A 20710-nucleotide genomic window follows, 5' to 3' on the forward strand; every position below is an offset into this window, starting at 1 on the left:
CTCCGAGTCCCTGACCTCAGGCGACCGGGATCGTGACCGAAAACAATAGGCCTCGAACCCCGCCCCGAGGACGTTTCCAGGCGAGTCTTCCGCCGTGCGCGGACCGCAAGGCTTCGGCAATCGCACCGTTGAGCAAGGCCGGATCGGGACGGTCGGCGACTTGGCCTCCTGGCCCTTGCATCGGCTGGAATTTCAAGTCAGAATCCTGCACAATCAATTCGGGAGGGGGAAACCCTGCCCTTCGCTCCTCGGGCCAAGACGGCCTCCACTGCCCCTCGACAGGTGCGTTATGCCGCTCAGCTTGATCCAGGACTCGGGCGGGATCTTCTCGATCCGCCACGAGGGAGAAATCCGCCTAGGCGTGTTCCGGACGGACGTCGACCCGCTCGACGCGCTCCTGGGACAGGATTGTCGGAGCCATGTCATTCTCTTGGACCTCTCACGAACGACCTACATCGATTCGAGCGGCGTGGCGTGGCTGCTCAAGCAGCACAAGCGCTGCAACGAAGCGAAGGGGTCCCTGATCCTCCATTCGGTACCGCCGTCGGTCGTCTCGATCTTCAAGCTGCTCCACCTGGAGAAGTTCCTGAAGATCGCCGATGACGAGATGTCCGCACGCGAGCTGGCGAAGGGAGGTGCCCATTGAGCACCGCCTATGTCGACCCGAAGTCGCCCCAGGTCGCCGGGATGATGCCCGAGGCCGCGGTGGCCGTCCTGATCGACTACGCCGCGAAGCTCCCGGCCAGCGACCTGTTCTTCTCGGCACAGGAGAAGCACGTCGCGGTGTCGGCCCGGCACCTGGGGATCATGAGCCTGCTGACGATCCTCCCTCCTGAGACGGGCCGGCGATGCATCGCCCACCTCAAGGCGATGGCCGGCATGGACCTGGGCGAGCAGCGCCGGCCGCTCGACGGCCGCTGGGTCCGAGACACGCCCGGACATGGGCGGGTCGACCTCCGGATCAGCACCATCCCCACGCTCTACGGCGAAGACGCCACGATCCGCCTGCTCAACGGCACCGTCCAGGCCCAGACGCTCGACCAGCTCGGCCTGAGCCGCCGCGAGCATAACGAGCTCGCCGGGATCCTCAACAACCCGAGCGGCCTGATCCTCGTGACCGGCCCGACCGGCTCGGGCAAGACGACGACGCTCTACGCCGGCCTCCGCCACCTCAACGACGGCCGGCGCAAGATCAACACGATCGAGGACCCGATCGAGTTCGCCATCCCGGGGATCCACCAGTCGCAGGTCAACGTCAAGCTCGACGTCGGCTTCCCCGAGCTGCTCCGGAGCATCCTCCGCCAGTCTCCCGACGTGATCATGATCGGCGAGGTCCGCGACGCGGTGACGGCCGAGACGGCCGTGCTCGCGGCGAACAGCGGACACCTCGTCCTGGCCACGTTGCACGCGCCGATCGCCGCGGGGGCCGTGCAGAGCATGCTCAGCCTCGGCATCAATTCGCACTTCCTTTCCAGCAGCCTCCTCGGCGTCATCGCCCAGCGCCTGGTCCGCACGCTCTGCCCCAAGTGCAAGATCGCCTACGACGTCGACGACTCCATGAGCATGTTCGACGAGATCCGGCCCTGGCTCGAGCCGGGCGAAGGCCAGCGGCTCTTCGGCGCACCGGGGTGCGACGAATGCCACCGGACGGGATACGCGAGCCGCACGGGGGTCTTCGAGATCCTTCGAATCAGCCGCGAAGTCCGACGGCTGATCTCCGAAGGTAAGCCTACCCTTGATATCCGCCGCAAGGCGGCCGAAGAAGGCTTCCTCGAGCTCCGACGCTCCGCCATGCTCAAGGTGGCCCGAGGCCTGACCGCCCCCGAAGAAGTCCTCCGCGCCATCCCCAGCGAGTACCTCGGCATCGACGAGTAAGCATCGGCATCGAAACCCAGGCACACCCCACAAAACTCGGCATATCATCAAGTGTAGGGTGGGCATCGCCCACCAGGCCTTCCGGAAGACCGGTGGGCAGTGCCCACCCTACAAGACAATATAAGCACCCATCAATTTAATCTCGACAAGGGTGGCCTTCCGGGGCTGCCCCCTTGTTTTCTCGGCGAGGTCGGCGCGTCATTGTTCGCTGCCGGCGCCCACGTTGGCGCGTCGTCGAGGTCTCGGAGAGCCCGCCCTATGCCGACCGTGAAACATCCGACCGGAGATTACGCCTTCCTGCCGGGCATCGCCCCGTATTCCTGCGGCGTCGTCTCCGTGCCGGGCTACGAGATCGCCCACGTCACGCTCCATACCCCGGTCCCGTATCACAAAGGGTTCGACCGGATCGTCGAGCACCTCGAGAGTGAGGGACGACCGAAGGCCGCCCTCTGCGGCGTCGAGCTGCGCTCGCCCCGACCGTTCACCTTCGACGGATTCGCCGCGTTCAACGCCGAATATGCCCAGATCCTCGACGCCTGGGGGGTCTTCGTCGACGGCGTCAACCCCGTGGCCCGGACCAACGTCGCCCCCGAAGGGTGCGCACCGAAGGAGCCGGTCCTCTACGGGTTCTCGTACTCGAGGCCCTGTGACTCCGACCTATCCCCCACGTTCGTCGTGGCGGGTGCTGGGGAGCTCCCCGAGGGCGTCCTGGCCGCCGAGGCGATCGTCCGAGGGGGCGAGACCTCGCCCGAGGCGATCACGGCCAAGGCCGACTTCGTGATAGACTTGATGGAATCCCGGCTGAAAGGCCTCGGCGCCGACTGGCCGGCGGTCTCGGCGCTCGACGTCTACACGATCCACCCGATCGACCGCCTCCTGCCGGGTTCCGTGCTCAAGCGAGCCGGCTCGGCCGCGATCCACGGGGTCCGTTGGTTCTACAGCCGCCCGCCCGTCGAGGGCATCGAGTACGAGATGGACATGCGGGGCGTCCGGACGGAGCTGCGCCTCGCCTGACGGAACGGTAGCCGGGTCCCTCATGCGCCCGGCGGACGATTCGCCTCGTCGGCCCCGCCCGTTCGAGGCAGACCTCCCGGATGAGGTGCGAAAGGATCGGCAGCATGCCGCAGGTCCCTTTTTTCTGGGCCGTGCTCGCCTCGGCTATCGTCGACGGGATCGTGGCCGTGGCTGCGCTCCGATCTCCCCGATTGGGACGCGAAGGCGAGGACCCATCGACGATCGGGACAGCGCGCGTCGCCCGCGCGGCACTGATCACCGGTGCCGTCTTCCTCGGCAAGCTGATCGTCCTGGGACGGTTGGGCGTCCAGCGATTCGGGGTGATCCACCTGCTCTACGCCGACCTCGTGGTCCTGCTGCCGACGCTCGGGCTCGTGCTCCTCATCGCGCCTCGAGTTTCCCCACAATCATTGCGTCGGCGCTCGCCGACGAAGGCCGTCCGGCTCGCCGCATGGGCGAGCTTGCTCCTCATCCCGATCGGCCTGGACGCCACCTTCATCGAGCCCTTCCGGCTCCAACTGGAGGAGGCGAAAGTTCCCGTCAGGCCCGAACGTCGCGGCCGAAGGCCCATCCGGATCGGAGTCCTCTCCGACCTCCAGACCAACGGAGTCACCGAGCACGAGCGGTCCGCGATCGATCGCCTGATGGCACTCAAGCCCGACCTGATCCTGCTGCCGGGCGACATCTTCCAGGGCTCGGATGCCGAGTTCGAGGCCAGCCGCTCGGCGCTCACCGACCTTCTCGCACGGCTCTCCGCGCCCGGTGGCGTCTACTTCGTCCTGGGCGACGTCGACGGCGACGGCAGGGAGCTCCGCCCGGTCCTCGCCGCGACGTCGATCCGGACCCTCGTCAACGAGGTCGTCCGGGTAACGATCGGGGATCGCCTCGTGACGATCGGAGGATCCGAGCTCGACTTCAGCAGTCCGGGCTCCCGAGGTGTCGCGGAGCGCCTCGAGTCCTTGCCGGGGGATGAGGATATCCGAATCCTCGTCGGGCACCGACCCGACGTGGTCCTGGGGTTGAAGAGCCGGTCGAGGATCGACCTCACGGTGACCGGCCACACCCACGGCGGGCAGATCGTCATCCCGGGCTTCGGCCCGCTGATGACGTTGACCCGGGTCCCTCGTGCGGTCGCCGCGGGGGGCCTGCACGCGATCCGTGAGAACCCGATCTACGTGAGCCGAGGGGTCGGCTTCGAGCGGAGGCAGGCCCCTCGGATCCGGTTCTGGTGCCCGCCCGAGATCTCGCTGCTCGAGGTCGGGGGAGATCCCACGACGCCGCCCGAAGCCTCGCAATCGGGCTCATCGCCCTGACGACGCGACCCAATCAAGGGCGTCGGCGTCGGATCGCGTGAATCGTGTCGTCGAGCTTGGAGAGGAATCGAGAACGGTCGGCCTTGGCGAACGGGGCGGGGCCGCCCCCCATCACCCCGGACTGACGCAGCATCTCGAGCAGGGCGCGAGTCGCGAGGGCGTCGCCGATGGCCTCTTCCGTGAACTCGTGGCCCTTCGGGCCCAGGACCTTCGCCCCTTTGGCTAGGCAGCGCTCGGCCAGCGGGATGTCCGAAGTGATCGCGATATCTTCCGCCCCGATCCGCTCGACGATCCAGTCGTCGGCCGCGTCGAAGCCCCCGCGCACGACGATACCCTCGACCAAGTCTTCTTTCGGGACGCGGATCGACGAGTTAGCGACGACGAGCACCTTCACGAGATGCCGACGGGCGACCTTGTAGACTTCCTCCTTGACCGGACAGGCATCGCCATCGACGTAAATCTGCATCCAAAGGCCCTCCCCGGGCCAACCTCACCCGCTCCGACCCGGTCGGGCGCCGGAGCATCCCCGTCTCGAAAACGCCGATTATGGTAATCAAACACCACGTGGGAGAGCCAGGCAGGGTTGGGCTCGGGCAGGACGGGCCTCCTATCCATGCGATTCGGTACGCATGTCGAAATCTTCGCGGAAACTTATTGGACGGGTTCGAGTCCCGGCGCCGAAGATGCATCAAAATCGATTCAGGCTACCGACCCATCGAGGCCGTCGCATGCGCGGAATGATCGCAAAAATTGCTGTCATCGTCGGGATCGCGACGTCCGTCACCGCGGTCGGGCCCCGGTCGGCCTCGGCGGAGGACGCCCTGGTGCCCGCGGACTCGGCGCTTCGGTGGTACAAGGGGAACTTGCACACGCATACGCTCTGGAGCGACGGCGACAATTATCCCGAGATGGTCGTCGAGTTTTACCAACGACGCGGCTATCACTTCCTCGCCCTCTCCGACCACAACATCCTGAGCCAGGGCCCGAGGTGGATGAGCGTCGCCGGCGCGAACCGCCGCGCCAAGACCGACGGCTTCGCGGCCTACCGCAAACGATTCGGCGACCCATGGGTCGAGACCCGCACCGTCGACGGCGACCTCCAGGTCCGGCTCAAGCCGCTCGGCGAGTTCCGAGGCCTCTTCGAACAAGCCGACAAGTTCCTGATGATCCAGGGGGAGGAGATCACCGATGGCTTCGGCGCGAAGCCGATCCACCTCAACGCCACCAACGTACTCGAGTTGATCAAGCCCCAGGGGGGCAAAGGCGTCGTCGACACGATGACGAGAAACCTGGCGGCGATCGAGGAGCAAGGCAAGCGACTGGGGAGGCCGATCCTGGGCCACCTCAACCACCCGAACTTCGGCTACGCGATCACGGCCGAAGAGCTCGCGATGGTCACGAAGGAGCGCTTCTTCGAGGTCTACAACGGCCACCCCGGCACCCACCAGATGGGGGACGAAACGCATGCGGGCGTCGAACGAATGTGGGACATCATCAACACCTTGCGCATTGGTGAGATGAAGGTTGCCCCCGTCGCCGGCCTGGCGACCGACGACTCGCACCACTACTTCGGCACCGGCGGCTCCTCCCCCGGCCGGGGCTGGGTCATGGTCCGTGCCCGCAACCTGGCCCCCGAGCCGATCATCCACGCGATCGTCGCGGGCGACTTCTACGCCTCGAGCGGCGTCACGCTCCGCGACGTCCGCTACTCGCCCAAGGACCACACCCTCTCGCTGGAGATCGACCCCGAGCCCTCGGCCCGATACACGACCTCGTTCATCGGGACCAGGAAGGGCTACGACTCGACCCGCAAACCCGTCCTCGACAACGACGACAAGCCGCTCCCGGTGACCCAGCGCTACTCCGACGACGTCGGCCAGGTCCTGGCCACGGCCGAAGGCATCTCGCCCCGCTACACCCTGACCGGCGACGAGCTCTACGTCCGGGCCGTCGTCACCTCGTCCCTCCCCCCCGACAACCCCTCGTTCACCGATCAACTCAAGCAGGCCTGGACCCAACCTATCGGTTGGGAGAGTCAGATCCCCGCCCCGCCCACAAATAAAGCTAAAGCCAAGTGAACACTTCTCTCGAGACCTGGTTTCTTCTTGGAATACGGGTTTCTGTCACGGTCAACGACGACTCCCTGCGTGGGAGTTGACGGGGTCTTACGCTCAGAAACCCGTTTTCTAAGAAGAAACCGGGCCTCGAGACGCGCGATCATCGCCGCGTGAGCCAATCGACCATCGCCTTCGTGACGCGATCGGCGGCATCCTGCTGGACGAAGTGCCCGGCGTGGGGGATCGTGATCAGCGTCATCTCGTTGTCGATCCACTTCCAGTTGTCGTTGAGTGCGCCCGAGAGAAGGGCCGGGTCGTCGAGGCCGTGGATGATCAGGACGGGGCATTTCACCGGTGGGAAATTCCCGTCGTCCTTCGCCCCCTCTTTCGGATAGTTGGCTTTGTAATAATTGAGCATCCCTTCCATCGACGACCGGCGCAACGCTTCGAGATAGACCTTCTTGGCCTCGGGGTCCTTGACCCAGAACGTCAGCATCACCGGGAGGATCTTCGAGGCGGCGTCGGGCTTCTGGAAGTCTCGGGCATACTGGCTGTTCTTGCGCTGCTCGGGGTTGTTCGCCAGCTCCCGGGCCAACCCTTTCGGGTGGGGCAGGTTGAGGATGATCAGGCGGTCGACGACCTCGGGATGCGCCATCGCGAGCGTCCAGGCGACGGCCCCTCCCCAGTCGTGCCCGACAACCACCGCTTTCTCTTGTTTGAAGTGCTTGATCACCGCGAGGACATCGCCGACGAGCTTGTCCATCGCATAGTTCTCGACCCCCTCCGGCTTGTCGCTCAGGTTGTACCCGCGCTGATCGATCGCGACGACCTGGAAGTGCTCGGCGAGCGCGGGCATCTGAGCCCGCCAGGTGTACCAGAAGTCGGGGAACCCGTGGATCAGGACCACGAGCGGCCCCTTTCCGGCCGTGACGTAGTGGATCTTCACCCCGCCCGAGTCGACGAATCCCTCTTCACCGAGGCTCGCCGGGGGAGCGGCGGCCAGCAGACATCCAGAGACGAGCAAACTGAGCGTGCCAAGCATTGCGATGAGTCCTCATCGAGCGAGTCGAGACCACCGGTCCAAATCGTCCCGCGTAGTCTATCCTCGACGAGGCCGCCGCAAGAGCCTGAAGTCGCGAGGCCCGCCGCAATCGATCGGCCCCGGATCACGGTTCTTTGTCCTTGGAGTCGCCATCATCGCCGAGATACTTCGCCTCGAGACGATTCTTGGGGTCGCTGTTCTCTCCCGCGAGGATGTCGGCCACGGCGCGTCGCGCCTGGTCTCTTGGGAAACCGTCCAGGTTGGCAACCCCAACGGGCAACCTCTCGACCAGTTCCAGGGCCCAAACGGGATCGATCCGGGCTGCGGCGGCAAAAAGGGAAAGGCTGAACGGGAATTTCTCGACGTCGAAGGCTTTGACTCGTTTCGCCACCGGTTCGAGGATCTGCCGGGCCAGTACACGGTCGTAACGAGGCAGGATCAGGGCAATCCTGGCGGCCGCTTCCGTCGGGACGATGGCGTAACGTACCCCGGGGTCGACCGTCGTCGATCGGGGTGGTCGTAGGGCAGCGACCTTCCAGAAAGATCGACGACACAACGCCTCATCAAGTCTTTCTGCGACAGGCATGAGCCCGGCCGCAACTCTGACAAGTCGGATGACGTAATTCTGCTCGGGGAAGCTTCCTTCTCGCGACACTCGCAGGAGCAGATCGAGCGTTTCGTCAATCAGACCGATGGCGGCCTTCGGATCGGTGTGGGCGAGTTTTCGTGCCATGAGGCCCAGTCCGGTGGCCCGCCACACCGGGTCGGCCACCGCGTCGATGATCCGTCGGGCCCGAATCGAGTCCTTTGCCACCATCCGCCCGACGATTCGGGCCGTGACGACGTTACGATAGTCTCCCAACGCGATCCGCGCGAGGAACTGCTCGGTCTTCTCCGGATCGCGGTCGGCCAGCCCCAGGACGATGCCTCTGTAATAATACTGCGCGTCCGAAGTCTTCAACGCATCGATCATCGCGAATGCGGACGATGGGTCGATCCTTGCGAGTTTCGGCGCGAAGCCGCGTAAATGACCGCCGATGATGCGATCCCGCCCCTTCGGGAGCGATTCGGCCAACGTCTGGCCTTCTCGGAGAAGGGACGTGCCTCGACTGGTGTCCCCGAGGTCGAGGAGACGATAGCCCACCGCACCCAACCCCGTCATCTTGGGGGCGGGAGCGGTCGATGCTTGGACGAGTTGCAAAGCCTTCTCGAGAAGTTCGAGCTTTCGGGTCTGGTCCTCCTCCGGCACGGCATCGCTGGCCTGGCAGTAGAACCTCGAGCGGGCGAGAGGATTGGCGAGTGTCTCGGCGACGGCGATGGCTCGCTGAGGACTTACGGGGAAGAGGCTCATGGCGACATAAGAGCGAAAGAGGTCGTTGTATTCCGGAGTCGACAGGGAGATGCGACCGACCAAATCCTCCGTTCGCGCGGGATCGATTCGAGCGGTGATGCTCAGCAAGGCCGGCGCGATGTTGATGGGAATGCTCTTGCCAGCCTCGTATTTCGAAGGCTTGAGGAATCCCTCGATTTCAGGTTCGATGATTCGGAGGGCCAGCGCATCCGCCTCGGCTCGAGGAAGGGGAGGCGGGAGCGGTCGGAGTGGAGGATCCGCCGGATCGTCGTTGCGCCGGACCGTCAGCACGACGGGACGAGATGATCCGTCGATGGGATAGCCCGAGAAACGTATTCCCGTTTCATCGACGAAGAGCACCGCCGGCTCCTGAAAGACCCCGGGGAGTTGGAACCGGCCTTGCGAGTCGGTCACGACACTCGTACGAGCAGGCCCATCTCCACTCTGGAAGACGAGTGCACCCACAACAGGCGTTCCGGCACCATCCACGACCCGGCCCTGGACCAGTCGAGTCCTCGGCACCTGCTGCATGAAGACGTCGGGAAATGCCGTTGTCTTGGTTGGCTCAATCCACTGACTCTGCTCGGGTGAATGCCCCTCAGCCTCGACGACGGCGCGATACTCGAGGTCGGGCGAAAATCGTCGAGGCGAGTAGAACCGTCCATCGGCCGCGGTGTACAGGTTTTCGTGACCATCCTCGTCGAACGTAAGGCGTTCGTAATCCGATGGCATTCCACCGAAACGACCTCTCCGCCGCCGTGAATCGATCCGGACCGTCGCAGCGGGGACCGGACTCCCGTCGATGTCGAGCACACGACCTTTGACGGCGATGGTTTGCCCCGGGGCAACCTTGAGCGTGATCGGCCCCTTGCCGAACTTGGTCGCAACGGGCACGGCAGTCCTCAATTCGTCGTGCTGGGCCGAGAGGATGACCTCCGTCTCGGGCTCGACGCCCTCGATTTGAAAGGCTCCATCACGATCAGCCAGGACGGACCGTTCCCGTTGGTTTTGATACAAGGACGCATGGACCACGGCCCCCGGGACCGGAAGCCCTGCCGAATCGATGACAACACCTTCGATTGTCAATCCTCTCGGCATTTCCACGGGCTTGAATGTGAACTCGAGAGTGCCTTCGGGGATCTGTTCCGTGTTTCCTGAGGCTGGATATCGATATTGGTAGGTCCGAATGCAATGATCCTGGGAGTGATCGCCCCTGGTAGGGCGTACGCGGAAAAACGCCCTTGCGCGTCCGTGACGGCAAAAGGGATATCGTAGTTGCTCTCGATCATCACCCGCGCCCCCACGAGCGGCACGCCGGTATCCCTCTCGCGAACCACTCCCCGCACGTGCGCGGCCTGCTTCAAGGAGAACGCAATGCGAGTCGTCCTTCCGACCTCGATTGGTGGATGGTTGGTAAACCGGCCTCGATACGGGAGATCGGGGTGAGGCTTGAACGCGACGCTGAGCATCCCCCTGGCGATCGCGGGCACAGTGAATCGGCCCTGGTCGTCGGTCAAGACCTCCGCCACACCGCCGACGTCATTCCCTTCAACTCCGAGGTCGAGGGCGGTTCGCAGCCGGACCGGAACGGCTTTGACCGCGGCCGGGTCCTCGGCGTCGATCCGCCCCTCGACCGATCCAACGGGACTCAGCGTCAACGTCCGGAGTCCTCCGGCATCCGTGTTTTGCGCCTTGAGGAGTTGCGTACCGAACGACTCCGTGACGACGCGGAGGCTCTCCAGATCGCCGGGGACGTCGGCGATGAGCACCGCCCGGCCCTCGCCGTCGGTTTTTGCCGCGAACTTCTCGGCGAGCGTCCTGGGTACTGGCTTACCGCGCAACACGGCAGGTGTCAGCGACGCACCCGCGACGGGCTGACCGCCGGGGCCGACCACTCGATACACGATCGAGGCCGATCGCCCGAGCTTGATGCTGATGGGGATGCCCGCGGGAGGCCAGCCTTCCGGTATCGACCGCAAGGCCAACCCCGAACCCGGGCGATAGGCCCAGAGCGAGAACGGTTTCCAGTGGAACGAGTCCTCCGTCCCGTTCGCGAGCAACGCGAAGTCGAAGGCACCCTTCGCATCACTCCGCCCCTGCTGCAAGATCGTCGGCGGTGCGATCACTTCCGACTCGAAGTTCCTGCGTACTACACTCGGGGCCGCCACGGCAGGGAATGCCCCTTCGGCAAGGATCAACTCCACACCCGGAGCGGGACGGTCGTCGAGGTCGACGACGGTCCCGGCAAGCTTCAAGGCCGGCTTGGGATCAGGGCCGGAGAGTGCCAACGCCGCCACCAGGCCGACCAACGCGACGACCCCGCACGCCAGACTGACGGGGACAACTCGGAAGAATCGAGTGCGGACGGATGCCTTCGAGGTCGCTTCCGCGAGGGTCCACACCACGGCGGAGACGGTCCCGCCTGAAGTCATCGTATTCGCACCGATTCGAGAGGCCACCTCCACCGCCTTCGACTCCCAGGCGGGAGGGACGCTCGCTCGCGCGGCCTTCGCGGCGTAGGTCATCCCGATCGCCACGCACGCCGGAGCCACACCTCGGCGAACCAGGCGAGCCCGCAGCAGGTCCCGACCACGAGCCAGACGCCCCGCCACCGTACCGGGCGGCCAGCCCAGTTGGCCCGCCGCCTGATCCCGTGTCAGGGAGCCGAGGTCGCAGAGCACGATCGGGGCGCGGTACTTCTCGGGCAGACGTCCGATCTCCTCGTGGAGGCGGGGGAGAAGATCATCCCAAGGCCCCTCTCGGCCGAACTCCCGGGCCTCCAGGTCGGCCGCCTGCCGCTCGTGCAAGACCCTCCGACCGGCCTCGATGTTGGCTTGCACCGCCACTCGTTGCGCGACCCGGTGGAGCCAGGCACCGGCCGATTCGCCGGTACGGATCGTTCGAGCTTTCCGGACGAGGATCAGGAAGGTCGCCTGGAATGCGTCTTCCGCGTCATGAGGGTCTCGTAGGACTCCTCGGCAAACGGCGAAGACCGTCGGGCCGTGGCGCACGACCAGGGCGGCGAACGCCTCGTCGTCATGACCGGTGACGAACCGCTGGAGGAGTTGGGAGTCGGTCAGCCCCGACGTCGTGCCCGAGGTGAAGAGGGTCTGCAGTCCCCGAAGGACGTCCCCATGTCGCGTGCTCGTCATCGGCCCGGCTCTCCCCCATGAACCATCGTACGTCCACGATAGCTGAGAGGAGGTTGGCGCGGGTTGATACAACTTTTTCAAGAGATCGCGGCGGGCGGGGCAGGGGAGACCCTCGGCCCCGCCGGCAGGTCAGCACCCGGTCAAGTCGCGGTGTTCGAGGACCTCGGGGCGGAGGCCAGTGATCCGACGCCGCCGGCCTGGAGGTTCCGGTAGACCGCCTGAGTCGGGGCGAGCCAGACCGAGCCGGTGCCGCGGAAGGTCTGGAGCAGCCCTTCGCCGCTTGTGAGCGTCCCCAGGAGGCCTTTCGTCGACTTCTCCACCGAGAAATCGATGCGGCCCGTGCGCATCAGGGCGAAGTTACCGTCGACCTGCAACGTCTCGTCCTTGAGGTCGACCCGGAGCACCTCGTCGGCCGGCACGGGGGACTCGAGGACGCAGATCCCGGAACCCTTGATCCGGGTCTGGAACAGCCCCTCGCCGCCGAAAAGTGCGGAGGAGACGTTCTGCTGCATCACCGCGCCGACATCCAGGGCCCCCTGGCCGCAGTAGAACATCCCCTTGTCGGTGATCATTTCTTCACCGTTCAGCCGGTAGATCAAGAAGTGGCTGAACGAAGGCTCGAGGTAGACCTGGCCGGTCCCCCGATATCGGGGCATGACCGCCGCTTCCTTGGTGAGGAACTTGTTCATCATGGCCTTGCCAAGGCCCGAGACGCCCCCGATCTTGCTCTCCAACTTGATGTGGCCGAGCATGAAGTTCAAGGCGCCCGACTCGACGAGGGCTTCCGACTCGCGGAGTGTGATCCGGACCTGTTTGAGCCGGATCCCCGCCTGGTTCGCGAAGTACACCGTGGCCGCCGTCTGGTAATCTCGGGCGCCGCCGAGGTGGGAATACGCAAGGATCTCGACCCGGAAGCCGTCATTCTCGGCTTCCGCCGCGTCGATCACCTCGCACTTGCCGAGCGCCGGCGGCATCGGCATCGAAGGCCGCGTCGGTGCGTTGCCTACGCTATCCACCTCGTCGAACACGGTCGGGGGCTCATCCCAGGCCGTCGACGGCCGCCCCTGAGGTAAACGGTCCAGCAACCCCGGGACCTGCGCAGCCGCCACCCACGCCCCTCCACCCTTCCTCACCTGGGTATCCGGACCGATCTTCCCGTCGACGGCGTGCCTCACCAACTCGGACGCCTCCAACGGCCCGTGCTCCGTGCCCATCCGCTTGAAATACCACTCGGCGGCCATCGTGGTCTCCTGGCCTCGGACCTTGGAAGTTTGGCTGCTTTCTAGCCGCGAATTGAAGACGGATGAAACACGGATAAGATCGAAGAATAAAACCAAAACACCGCGATTTTAAGGATTTCATTATCCATTTAATCGTTTATTCGTATTCCATCCGTGTCCAATCCGTGGCCAGAAAATCCTCCCCTATCACATCCCCCAGCCTATTCATGATAGTCTTCGCCCCAACCCGACGATTATTATGCTCGGGGCTGTCCGCGGCTTCAATGTCGAGAGAATCATGAGACGTTCCTGCCTGGCTTCCCTGTCGCTTCTCGGGTTCGTGTTGTCCTCATGTGGCACCCAGCCCGCGGATCGCGATCGTCTGACCCAGATTTCGGTCATCAATGCCCTGATGCTCGGCCGCTACGAGGGAGGTGTGAGTTCCAAGGAGTTGTTACGTTATGGTGACATCGGACTGGGGACTTTCGACCACCTCGATGGTGAGATGATCCTCTTCGGCGGCAAGGTCTACCAGGCCAGGTCGGATGGCCAGATCCGCGAAGTCGACGGCGCCTTGAAGACCCCATTCGCGGTCGTGACGCCATTCGACGTCGACGGTACGGTCACGTGCGACGGGGTAAAGAGCCTGGACGAGTTGGATTCGCGGATGGATCGGGCGACGGGCCTGGAGAATTCGTTCTATGCCATCCGGGTCGACGGCCGATTCTCGAAACTCGTCATGCGGAGCGTCCCTCGTCAGGAGCCCCCTTACGAGCCGCTCGCGGAGGTGACGAAACGGCAGTCGGTGTGGACGAAGCGCGACGTCTCGGGGACCCTGGTGGGCTTCCGCTGCCCGAAGTGGGTGACCGGGTTGAACGTCCCCGGTTATCACTGGCACTTCCTGAGCGACGACCGGAAGTTCGGGGGACACGTGATGGACTGCGTGGTCGAATCCGGCAAGGCGCAATACGACCTCTGCCAGTCGTGGCTCATCGAGCTCGATAACTCGGCCGAAATGAAGGGGAAAGACCTCGGCAAGAATCTCGAGAAGGAGCTCGAACGGGTGGAACGGCCGCGCGGGGCAGCTCAACCGGGAACACCCGGAGTGAAGTAAACCGGGGCTCGGAAACCCGAGGCCTCGGCCCAATCCTTAATCCATCGTCGAGCCCGGTGATCTCGATCGAATCCAGCGATCCGACATCGGGCTTAAAGCAGCCGAGGATGGATCACCAGCAGGAAAAGGCTGATTTGTCCGCAGATGAGGCAGATTGGCACAGCGAGGATCGCAAAAATGACCGTTTTCCTCTGTGCCAATCTGCGTCATCTGCGGATCGTCTTTCGCTCCCGCGGACGGAGTGAAAATCGCCGCCGAGAGGGGGAATCGGCGGGTTGACACTCAGGCCTCGTGGCTTCGGACCACGATCCGGCGGACTCGACGCAGGGCGTTCTCGACTTCGTCGAGCCCACCGACGCCCATCAGCTTGAAGATCAGGCTGTCGATCTCGCCCTCGACCTCCTGGAGGAGGCGATCGCGATTACGCGAAGGGGCGGCCCGCTCGGTCGTGGCCGCTTGGTGCGTGCCGTTGGAACGCTCGAGGGCGGCGGCCGCGGCCGCCGCGGCCGCCGCGGCCTTGGCTCCGGGGCGGGGGCCCCGACGTCGAACGATCGGGGCCGGGGTCACCGTCGCGGCCGGCACGCGGCCACGCGTGCTCGACTTGCTCCGGGCTCGCAGGTTGCCCGCGAAGCCCAGCTCGGCCCGGATCTTGTGCACCAGGGTGCCGCTGATCGCGCCGTCGTGTCCGGCGAGTTCCCAGGCCTCATTCACGATTTTCGGGTTGGCCTTCGGGTTCCTCTGGAGGAACTCCTTGAGGAAGTCGGTCTTGCTCGGTCGGTTTTCGCTATCGGCTGCCACGAGGTTTCTCCAACAATCGGACACTGTCGGCACGACATGTCTCTAGTGTAGCACACGACAAGAGGACAATTACAATCCCCCTGTCCACCACAATTTCACCAACAACGGTAACATCAACACGGCCGAGTTTATTCATCGACGGATCCGAACTTTCTCGGATCAATACATTGCCGAAACAAAACAACGGGCCGTGGGCTTCGCGGCAACGGTCGCGAGGCCGGGGACGCCGCACGGGGGAAGCCCTCCACCCCTCCGCCGAACGATCAATGCGACGGCGGTGGAAATCCTGACGAAAAATTACTTCGCAAGCCCCGATGCGTCTCGAGTGAGTTTGGCGATGGCGCCGAGTTCTCCGCTAGCCCACCCGGCGTCGCCTGCGGGCGAGAACCCGATGGAGTCGAAGCCGATCTTTCCGAACGGTGTCCACGACGCGCCGTCATCCGCCGACAGGTCGGCCCCGGTGGGGCCGACGGCGACGAGCGTCGGTGGATGGGAAGCCGGGAGATACGCGACGGCCGATCGATAGCCGCGCGGATGTGCATTCGTCGGCAGGATCCAGGTCTTGCCCCCGTCCGAAGTCCGGGCCACGAACCGTCCGGAGTTTTCGGGTTGTTTGTAATCGCCCCCAACCGCCACGCCGTTTTCGGGATCCCGGAAGGCGAGCGAGAAGATCCCCGAAGAAGGCGATCCTGCCTGGATCGGCGTCTCATGGACCGACCAATGCCGCCCACGATCCGTGGATCGAAACACCCTCGAGACCGCCGCCCCGCCCGTGGCGAACCACGCGAGTTGTCGACCCCCGACGACCAGGCATGTACCACTCGCGGCGAACGCCCCTTCGCCAGGCAACGCCGGCGGGACCCCTTCGGAAGAGAGACACTGCCACGACTTGCCCCCGTCGTCGGTCGCCAGGATCGTGAATCGACCGTCCACTGGGTCGCCCAGGGCGAGCCCGTGCTCCTCGTCCCAGAACGCGAGGGCATCGAGGAACCCCTTCGGATCCGTGTTCTTGTACGACAGACTCCAACGCTTCCCACCGTCGTCGGTGCGGTAGATCCTCGACGACTCACCCGGTCCGATCGAGAGGAGGCAAGCGTTGTCGGAGTCCCACGCGTGGAGGTCGCGGAAGTCGAGAGATGAGGCCCCGGGCACGACCTCGGTCGTCCAGTGGAGTCCTCCATCCACGGTCCTGAGAAATGTCCCTCGGCCCCCGCTCGCCCAGACGGTGTCCGCGTCGACCACCCCGAGGCCCCGCAACCGCACGTCCGTCACCGCATGCGAGACAGCCCATTGGGCCCCTGCGGGCGGGATAACCCCAAGTTGAGCGACCAGCACGAAGACTCCCCAAAACCAAGCCTCGCGCACAGCCAAAGGCATAAACGCTCCTTATCCAACAAACTATCAAATTGTAACGATTTTTGATTTCATTCAGCGACACCACCACCGCGGAGGTCACTCGACTCGATCACCAGCCCTGCTCCCCGGAAGCTTCACCCAAATAATTTTCTGATGAACATAAATGGACTGCGATTGCATCGCTCGCGATTCCACACATTGCGTTCAACTTTGACGTGGTGGAGTTGCCTCGCCGTCGTCCGAGCGGAACGTCCAGGTGGAGAGCATGAGGTCGTGGAGGACCAAGCCCTTCTCGTCTTCCGAGGACCCAGGATGTCGAAGAACACTCCGTCCACCAGTATCCAAAAGGCCATATCCCCTCATGCAACAAGCCCAGGGATCTCGCGTCGTGTTGTGAGGCCACACGAGTCCGTGGGCGGACACTTCGATTTTGTACACCAAGTCATTTCGACGAACAGGACCGTTCACCAACTCAACTCCACCGCAAATCCACGCGATTTGCGACGGTCATCCCGAAAATTCTCGACCACAACGGGCAGGCCAAATCCCTCCAATCGGCAGGGTCGCCGGCAACCGGAGCAACAATCACAACAGGAACATATCTCCGTCCCGAGCCGTGACTTCCGACTCGAGCGGCGGTTGCCGTGTTGTCGGGCGATTCCTGGCGGGATTCTTTGGCCCGAGCGACCTCGATCGGCCGAATGACAACGGGTGTGGCCGCCGAGGGCCGATCCGGGACGGGATCGGTCCCGTGGATCGGACTTCGACGGCGAGCTTGGAGGCTCTCCGCCACGCGTCCCTCGGCGCTTTCTCTTAGAGGCGGCAGAATTATGGCCTTCCCAACCTTCGATCAGATCGAGCGGGCGGCGTACCATCGCTGGGAGCGCAGGGGCTATTCCCACGGTGAGCACCATGGCGACTGGTTCGCCTCGGAGCAAGACCTCCTCTTTTCGATGAATTACGAGGTCGTGGCGCATTACGGCCTGTCGGGCCTCGCCAGGCAGGTCGTTGGCGACAGGAAGCGGCCGGTTTGTCGCTTCTGCGAACGCGCCAAGCCCTCCGCCAACTTCTCGGACAACGCCCTCGCGTTGCCCGAAGCGATCGGCAACACGAGCCTCTTCTCCGCCGAAACATGCGAGGAATGCCGCTCGCTCTTCGAGGAAGAGGTCGACCCGGGGCTCGTCGAGTTCCTCCGGTCATCTCGGTCGAACCGCTGGGGGTCGAGGCATCCACTCTCCGTCGCGGCCCTGAAGGCGCTCGCGAAGACGGCGCTCACGCTCATGCCCCGCCGAGAGCTCCCGACGTTCGAGTCGGCGATCGAGTGGGTCGGCAACCCCGACCATGACTTCGACGTCAACCTGTTCGAGGCCCACGACGGCTTCCTCCACGTCTCCAGCGTGACCTTCTCGCACCCCTGGGTCGCCCTCGCGAGGAAGGTCGAAGACGACGCCCCGATGCCCTACATGCTCCTGTTCCTGGGGACCTCCGACGTCGTCGTGCAGATCCCCGTCCCCCTCTGCATGAGCGACGAGGATCTCGATGGCGAGACCCTGATCATCCCCAAGCTCTGCGCCCCGACGGCCCTCGAGCTCCCCGGCGAGCCGGTCGCCTGGGTCTCCGTCCCCCTCGCAACATCCGACCGACGCGCCCCCGTGTTCGCCCGCTGATCGGAAGGTCCGTACCCCGGTCGGCAGGGCTTGCCGACCGACCACGCTCCCACCACGACCACCTTCGCATTCGCAATGCGAAGGTGGTCGCGTTCGTTCGTCGAACGTTCCCGAGGATTGCCCGGAGGACCGGCCCGAGCGTACAAATAGGAGAGAGGGGACCGATCGGTCGCGACTCGTTCAAAGGAAAGGACAACCTCGATGAGGAAGGCCACATTTGGCGCCGGTTGCTTCTGGGGGGTCGAAGAGGCGTTCCGGAAGCTCGACGGGGTCACCAGCACGGCGGTCGGATACCTCGGCGGGGAGCTCGAGAATCCGACGTACGAGGACGTCTGCACCGGTACGACCGGCCATGCCGAAGTCGTCGAGGTCGAGTTCGACCCGCTCAAGATCTCGTATGATCAACTCCTCGACGTCTTCTGGAAGGCCCACGACCCGACGACCTTCCACCGCCAAGGCCCCGACGTCGGCCCGCAGTACCGCTCGGCGATCTTCTACCACGACAACGGCCAGAAGGGCGCTGCCGAAGCCTCCCGGGCCCGCCTCCTCGCCGAAGGCCGGTTCCGTCGCCCGATCGTCACCGAGATCACCCCGGCGTCGACCTTCTATCGCGCCGAGGACTACCACCAGCAGTACCTCATGAAGCGTGGCCGACCGAGCTGCTCGCATTGACGCGGGCCGGCATGGCTCGATGACCGAGGCGGGGCGCCGACTCCGGCGCCCCGCCTCGACGCCGTTTGAGGCCGAGCTCTCGGATCGTGAGCGACAGACCGTTTCCGGACAAACCAGCCGCCCAGGCGACGCGATTACCGAAAGCCTGACAAGAACATATTATTGGGATTCAGGATCGCCCAACCGCCGGAGAACCTCAGGTGCGGTTGTGTTCCGCAGGAATCGGACGGAACCGTCCTGAAAGAGGAAGTTCGCCCCAAGCCCCGAAGGGCCGCCGAATCCGCCGGCAACTTGATTGATCCCCAGGCTCGGGTCCCGGAGGTTGGACGGGTCGCCCCAGGGTTTGAACCCCTCGCCCACCTCACCCGCAACGATCGTGTTCTGTCCCTTCGAATCCCATCGAGCCTGAGGATGTTTGCCGTCAAGGAGGTGGGAATTCCCCGCGAAGTGGCTGAGCGCATAACCCTCGGAACTCCGGATCACCCCAATTTCCGGGCTGAGGTAGGCGGGAACGATTCCCTTGAAATAGGCCGAGTTTTCGGGATGGTCCCAGGGTAGGTCGTCGTGGATCTCGCCGGGGTAGAAATACATCCCTCCCAGGATTTCCTTCTGCCAACTGTGGAGCATCCGACCGCGAGCATCACGTTCGACGATGAGAACTGAAATTTGACTTGAGGACTCGCGCAGGGCGTCTCCGATCCGGCGGAGATTGAAGCCGGCACTCTCTCCCACGAAATCTCGCGGAAAGACCGTCTTTCTCTCGAGGAATCCTTTCCTCGACGCGATGAGCCAGCCCGTCTGGTGGACGATCCCCGTCACCGAGATTCCCAGGACGAACATGACGACGATCAACGTCACGAGGGAGATCGTCCAACGTGGCAACCAGGGCCGATGCGGCCGGCCGGCCGCCACCTGGATTTCTCGGGAGAGCCAACTCAGGAATCGGTGCATTCCCAGGACGAAGAGGGCCAGGCAGACGGCCCCCGTAGCCACCCCGTCCCACGCGATCTTCACCCGAGGCCGGACCTCCGCCAGGTAAGGCCACCAGCCAAGACCGAGGTACCACAACACGTCGTACGCCGGTACTCCCAGACGGACGAGCAACATCAGCCCGGCGTAGCAGGCGAAGAGGGCACCGGCCGTCACCAGCAACCGGTTCATCACGGTTGGGAGCCCTTCTTCAAGTGGCGCTCGAGCGCCGACGCGGATAGCCACCGGATCGTGCCGTTGTCGAAGAGGACCAGGCGGTCGGATCCGACGGCTGCGGGCTCATAGAGCAGCACCAAGGGTCCCCGCCCGCTCGGCTCCTCATCCTGCAACCGGCCGCCCCGATACATGTAGACTTCACCTCCGGTCGCCGGGACCCTCGAGGTCGAGTCGAAGTTGCGGGCGAACTCCGCCGGAGTCGGGAAGACCCCTCCGTGCTCCTTCGCCGCCTGGAACAAGCGATCCCGGACATGTTCAAGCCGCTGGACCCGGGCGTGGATCACCATTTCGATCGGCGGATTCGGCTGGTCGGCCAGTCGATACGTGAAGCCGGTTTTCACCCAGGCGCCGGGTGTCATCAACTCCCTGGCGCCCGAGATCATGGTGAGCACCAGGACGAAGAGGAGTCCCCACAACACGACAATCCCGAGGGCCCTCGAGTAGGACAGTCGAGGGAGTACGGGAAAATCGCGCCGGAGCGAATTCCAGACAATCTGGACGACCCCGACGCAGATCAGGAAGCCCAGCAGGAAGAAGGAGAGGACTTCGAGTCGCTGTCGCGCGACTTCCGAGACCCTGAGCCTCCTCAAGGATTGGACCGCTTCCGGGATATCGGCCAGGGTCAACGCGGGCATCCCCGCCGGCGCACGCTTCGGGTGCATCAGGACGGCAAGGAGTCCGATGAGGGCCGGACGGACGAGACGTACCATCGTGCTTCGTCCTGCGGGATGTTCCGATCAACCGATCCACGACGATCGGCCCTCGCACCATGTGAGCCGCCAGGCCCACGGTTCGGGGCCTGGCGACCGTTTCCGCAACTCGGCGAATCGAGGTTCCTCCTATTGAACCACGCGATTTCCCTCGCGATCAATG

At 64.4% G+C, this 20710-nt stretch carries 17 protein-coding genes and 1 pseudogene; 8 read left to right on the forward strand and 10 right to left on the reverse strand.

Annotated elements, in window-relative coordinates; translation table 11 throughout:
• Window positions 1–289: 289 nt before the first annotated feature.
• From ACYOEI_RS08605 to ACYOEI_RS08620, 4 genes are all read left to right on the forward strand, one after another.
• Window positions 290–646 carry an STAS domain-containing protein gene (locus ACYOEI_RS08605; protein ID WP_462848992.1) on the forward strand — a complete coding sequence of 119 codons (357 nt, stop codon included), beginning with the start codon at window positions 290–292 and terminating at the stop codon, window positions 644–646.
• Window positions 643–1875, forward strand: a complete 1233-nt coding sequence (locus tag ACYOEI_RS08610) for a GspE/PulE family protein (protein WP_462848993.1) — start codon at window positions 643–645, stop codon at window positions 1873–1875. The genes ACYOEI_RS08605 and ACYOEI_RS08610 overlap by 4 nt, the downstream gene beginning before the upstream one ends.
• Before the next feature lie 258 nt (window positions 1876–2133).
• Window positions 2134–2889, forward strand: a complete 756-nt coding sequence (gene cnbZ / locus ACYOEI_RS08615; protein ID WP_462848994.1) for a 2-amino-5-chloromuconate deaminase CnbZ — start codon at window positions 2134–2136, stop codon at window positions 2887–2889.
• A 104-nt stretch (window positions 2890–2993) separates the two neighbouring features.
• Window positions 2994–4202: a metallophosphoesterase gene (locus ACYOEI_RS08620; RefSeq protein WP_462848995.1), complete on the forward strand. Its 1209-nt coding sequence runs from the start codon at window positions 2994–2996 to the stop codon at window positions 4200–4202.
• A 13-nt stretch (window positions 4203–4215) separates the two neighbouring features.
• Here ACYOEI_RS08620 and ACYOEI_RS08625 read toward each other — a convergent pair whose 3' ends face one another.
• Window positions 4216–4668, reverse strand: a complete 453-nt coding sequence (locus ACYOEI_RS08625; RefSeq protein ID WP_462848996.1) for a YaiI/YqxD family protein — start codon at window positions 4666–4668, stop codon at window positions 4216–4218.
• Window positions 4669–4930: 262 nt separating this feature from the next.
• On the opposite strand from ACYOEI_RS08625, the gene ACYOEI_RS08630 reads away from it, so the two are divergent.
• Complete coding sequence (locus tag ACYOEI_RS08630; protein ID WP_462848997.1) at window positions 4931–6280, forward strand: CehA/McbA family metallohydrolase domain-containing protein; 1350 nt, start codon at window positions 4931–4933, stop codon at window positions 6278–6280.
• A gap of 139 nt (window positions 6281–6419) precedes the next feature.
• Here ACYOEI_RS08630 and ACYOEI_RS08635 read toward each other — a convergent pair whose 3' ends face one another.
• From ACYOEI_RS08635 to ACYOEI_RS08655, 5 genes and pseudogenes are all read right to left on the reverse strand, one after another.
• The gene (locus ACYOEI_RS08635) at window positions 6420–7301 is read right to left on the reverse strand and encodes an alpha/beta fold hydrolase (RefSeq protein WP_462848998.1); all 882 of its coding nucleotides are present in this window, start codon (window positions 7299–7301) and stop codon (window positions 6420–6422) included.
• A gap of 124 nt (window positions 7302–7425) precedes the next feature.
• A complete protein-coding gene (locus tag ACYOEI_RS08640; protein WP_462849123.1) occupies window positions 7426–9546 on the reverse strand; it encodes a carboxypeptidase-like regulatory domain-containing protein in 2121 nt (706 codons plus the stop codon).
• A gap of 9 nt (window positions 9547–9555) precedes the next feature.
• Window positions 9556–9750, reverse strand: a pseudogene (locus ACYOEI_RS08645) (carboxypeptidase-like regulatory domain-containing protein); the annotation flags it as partial.
• Window positions 9735–11804: a sigma factor gene (locus ACYOEI_RS08650; protein ID WP_462849000.1), complete on the reverse strand. Its 2070-nt coding sequence runs from the start codon at window positions 11802–11804 to the stop codon at window positions 9735–9737. The pseudogene ACYOEI_RS08645 and the gene ACYOEI_RS08650, both read right to left, overlap by 16 nt.
• 140 nt (window positions 11805–11944) lie before the next feature.
• Window positions 11945–13045, reverse strand: a complete 1101-nt coding sequence (locus ACYOEI_RS08655; RefSeq protein WP_462849001.1) for an AIM24 family protein — start codon at window positions 13043–13045, stop codon at window positions 11945–11947.
• Window positions 13046–13322: 277 nt separating this feature from the next.
• Between ACYOEI_RS08655 and budA the strand changes: the two genes are divergently transcribed.
• Window positions 13323–14138 (forward strand): acetolactate decarboxylase, encoded by an 816-nt coding sequence (gene budA, locus ACYOEI_RS08660; RefSeq protein ID WP_462849002.1) that lies wholly within the window; start codon window positions 13323–13325, stop codon window positions 14136–14138.
• Window positions 14139–14420: 282 nt separating this feature from the next.
• Here the strand turns inward: budA and ACYOEI_RS08665 are convergent, their stop codons facing one another.
• On the reverse strand, window positions 14421–14936 hold the full coding sequence (locus ACYOEI_RS08665; protein WP_462849003.1) for a hypothetical protein: 516 nt from the start codon (window positions 14934–14936) through the stop codon (window positions 14421–14423).
• Window positions 14937–15233: 297 nt separating this feature from the next.
• Window positions 15234–16313: a WD40/YVTN/BNR-like repeat-containing protein gene (locus ACYOEI_RS08670; RefSeq protein WP_462849004.1), complete on the reverse strand. Its 1080-nt coding sequence runs from the start codon at window positions 16311–16313 to the stop codon at window positions 15234–15236.
• Window positions 16314–17122: 809 nt separating this feature from the next.
• Between ACYOEI_RS08670 and ACYOEI_RS08675 the strand changes: the two genes are divergently transcribed.
• On the forward strand, window positions 17123–17959 hold the full coding sequence (locus ACYOEI_RS08675; protein ID WP_462849005.1) for a DUF2934 domain-containing protein: 837 nt from the start codon (window positions 17123–17125) through the stop codon (window positions 17957–17959).
• Window positions 17960–18160: 201 nt separating this feature from the next.
• The gene (msrA, locus tag ACYOEI_RS08680) at window positions 18161–18631 is read left to right on the forward strand and encodes a peptide-methionine (S)-S-oxide reductase MsrA (protein ID WP_462849006.1); all 471 of its coding nucleotides are present in this window, start codon (window positions 18161–18163) and stop codon (window positions 18629–18631) included.
• A gap of 159 nt (window positions 18632–18790) precedes the next feature.
• Here msrA and ACYOEI_RS08685 read toward each other — a convergent pair whose 3' ends face one another.
• Together ACYOEI_RS08685 and ACYOEI_RS08690 are read right to left on the reverse strand one after the other, a co-directional pair.
• Complete coding sequence (locus tag ACYOEI_RS08685) at window positions 18791–19792, reverse strand: DUF1559 domain-containing protein (protein ID WP_462849007.1); 1002 nt, start codon at window positions 19790–19792, stop codon at window positions 18791–18793.
• Complete coding sequence (locus ACYOEI_RS08690) at window positions 19792–20547, reverse strand: hypothetical protein (protein ID WP_462849008.1); 756 nt, start codon at window positions 20545–20547, stop codon at window positions 19792–19794. Before ACYOEI_RS08690 ends, ACYOEI_RS08685 begins: the two co-directional genes overlap by 1 nt.
• Between the last annotated feature and the right edge of the window lie 163 nt (window positions 20548–20710).

Source organism: Singulisphaera rosea (genome assembly GCF_054877945.1).

Bases quoted from the DNA above. Each gene is read 5' to 3' on its own strand.
- ACYOEI_RS08605 (WP_462848992.1), top strand. From the start codon at position 290: ATGCCGCTCAGCTTGATCCAGGACTCGGGCGGGATCTTCTCGATCCGC.
- cnbZ (WP_462848994.1), top strand. From the start codon at position 2,134: ATGCCGACCGTGAAACATCCGACCGGAGATTACGCCTTCCTGCCGGGC.
- ACYOEI_RS08620 (WP_462848995.1), top strand. From the start codon at position 2,994: ATGCCGCAGGTCCCTTTTTTCTGGGCCGTGCTCGCCTCGGCTATCGTC.
- ACYOEI_RS08625 (WP_462848996.1), bottom strand. From the start codon at position 4,668: ATGCAGATTTACGTCGATGGCGATGCCTGTCCGGTCAAGGAGGAAGTC.
- ACYOEI_RS08630 (WP_462848997.1), top strand. From the start codon at position 4,931: ATGCGCGGAATGATCGCAAAAATTGCTGTCATCGTCGGGATCGCGACG.
- ACYOEI_RS08635 (WP_462848998.1), bottom strand. From the start codon at position 7,301: ATGCTTGGCACGCTCAGTTTGCTCGTCTCTGGATGTCTGCTGGCCGCC.
- ACYOEI_RS08650 (WP_462849000.1), bottom strand. From the start codon at position 11,804: ATGACGAGCACGCGACATGGGGACGTCCTTCGGGGACTGCAGACCCTC.
- ACYOEI_RS08655 (WP_462849001.1), bottom strand. From the start codon at position 13,045: ATGGCCGCCGAGTGGTATTTCAAGCGGATGGGCACGGAGCACGGGCCG.
- budA (WP_462849002.1), top strand. From the start codon at position 13,323: ATGAGACGTTCCTGCCTGGCTTCCCTGTCGCTTCTCGGGTTCGTGTTG.
- ACYOEI_RS08670 (WP_462849004.1), bottom strand. From the start codon at position 16,313: ATGCCTTTGGCTGTGCGCGAGGCTTGGTTTTGGGGAGTCTTCGTGCTG.
- ACYOEI_RS08675 (WP_462849005.1), top strand. From the start codon at position 17,123: ATGGCCTTCCCAACCTTCGATCAGATCGAGCGGGCGGCGTACCATCGC.
- msrA (WP_462849006.1), top strand. From the start codon at position 18,161: ATGAGGAAGGCCACATTTGGCGCCGGTTGCTTCTGGGGGGTCGAAGAG.
- ACYOEI_RS08685 (WP_462849007.1), bottom strand. From the start codon at position 19,792: ATGAACCGGTTGCTGGTGACGGCCGGTGCCCTCTTCGCCTGCTACGCC.
- ACYOEI_RS08690 (WP_462849008.1), bottom strand. From the start codon at position 20,547: ATGGTACGTCTCGTCCGTCCGGCCCTCATCGGACTCCTTGCCGTCCTG.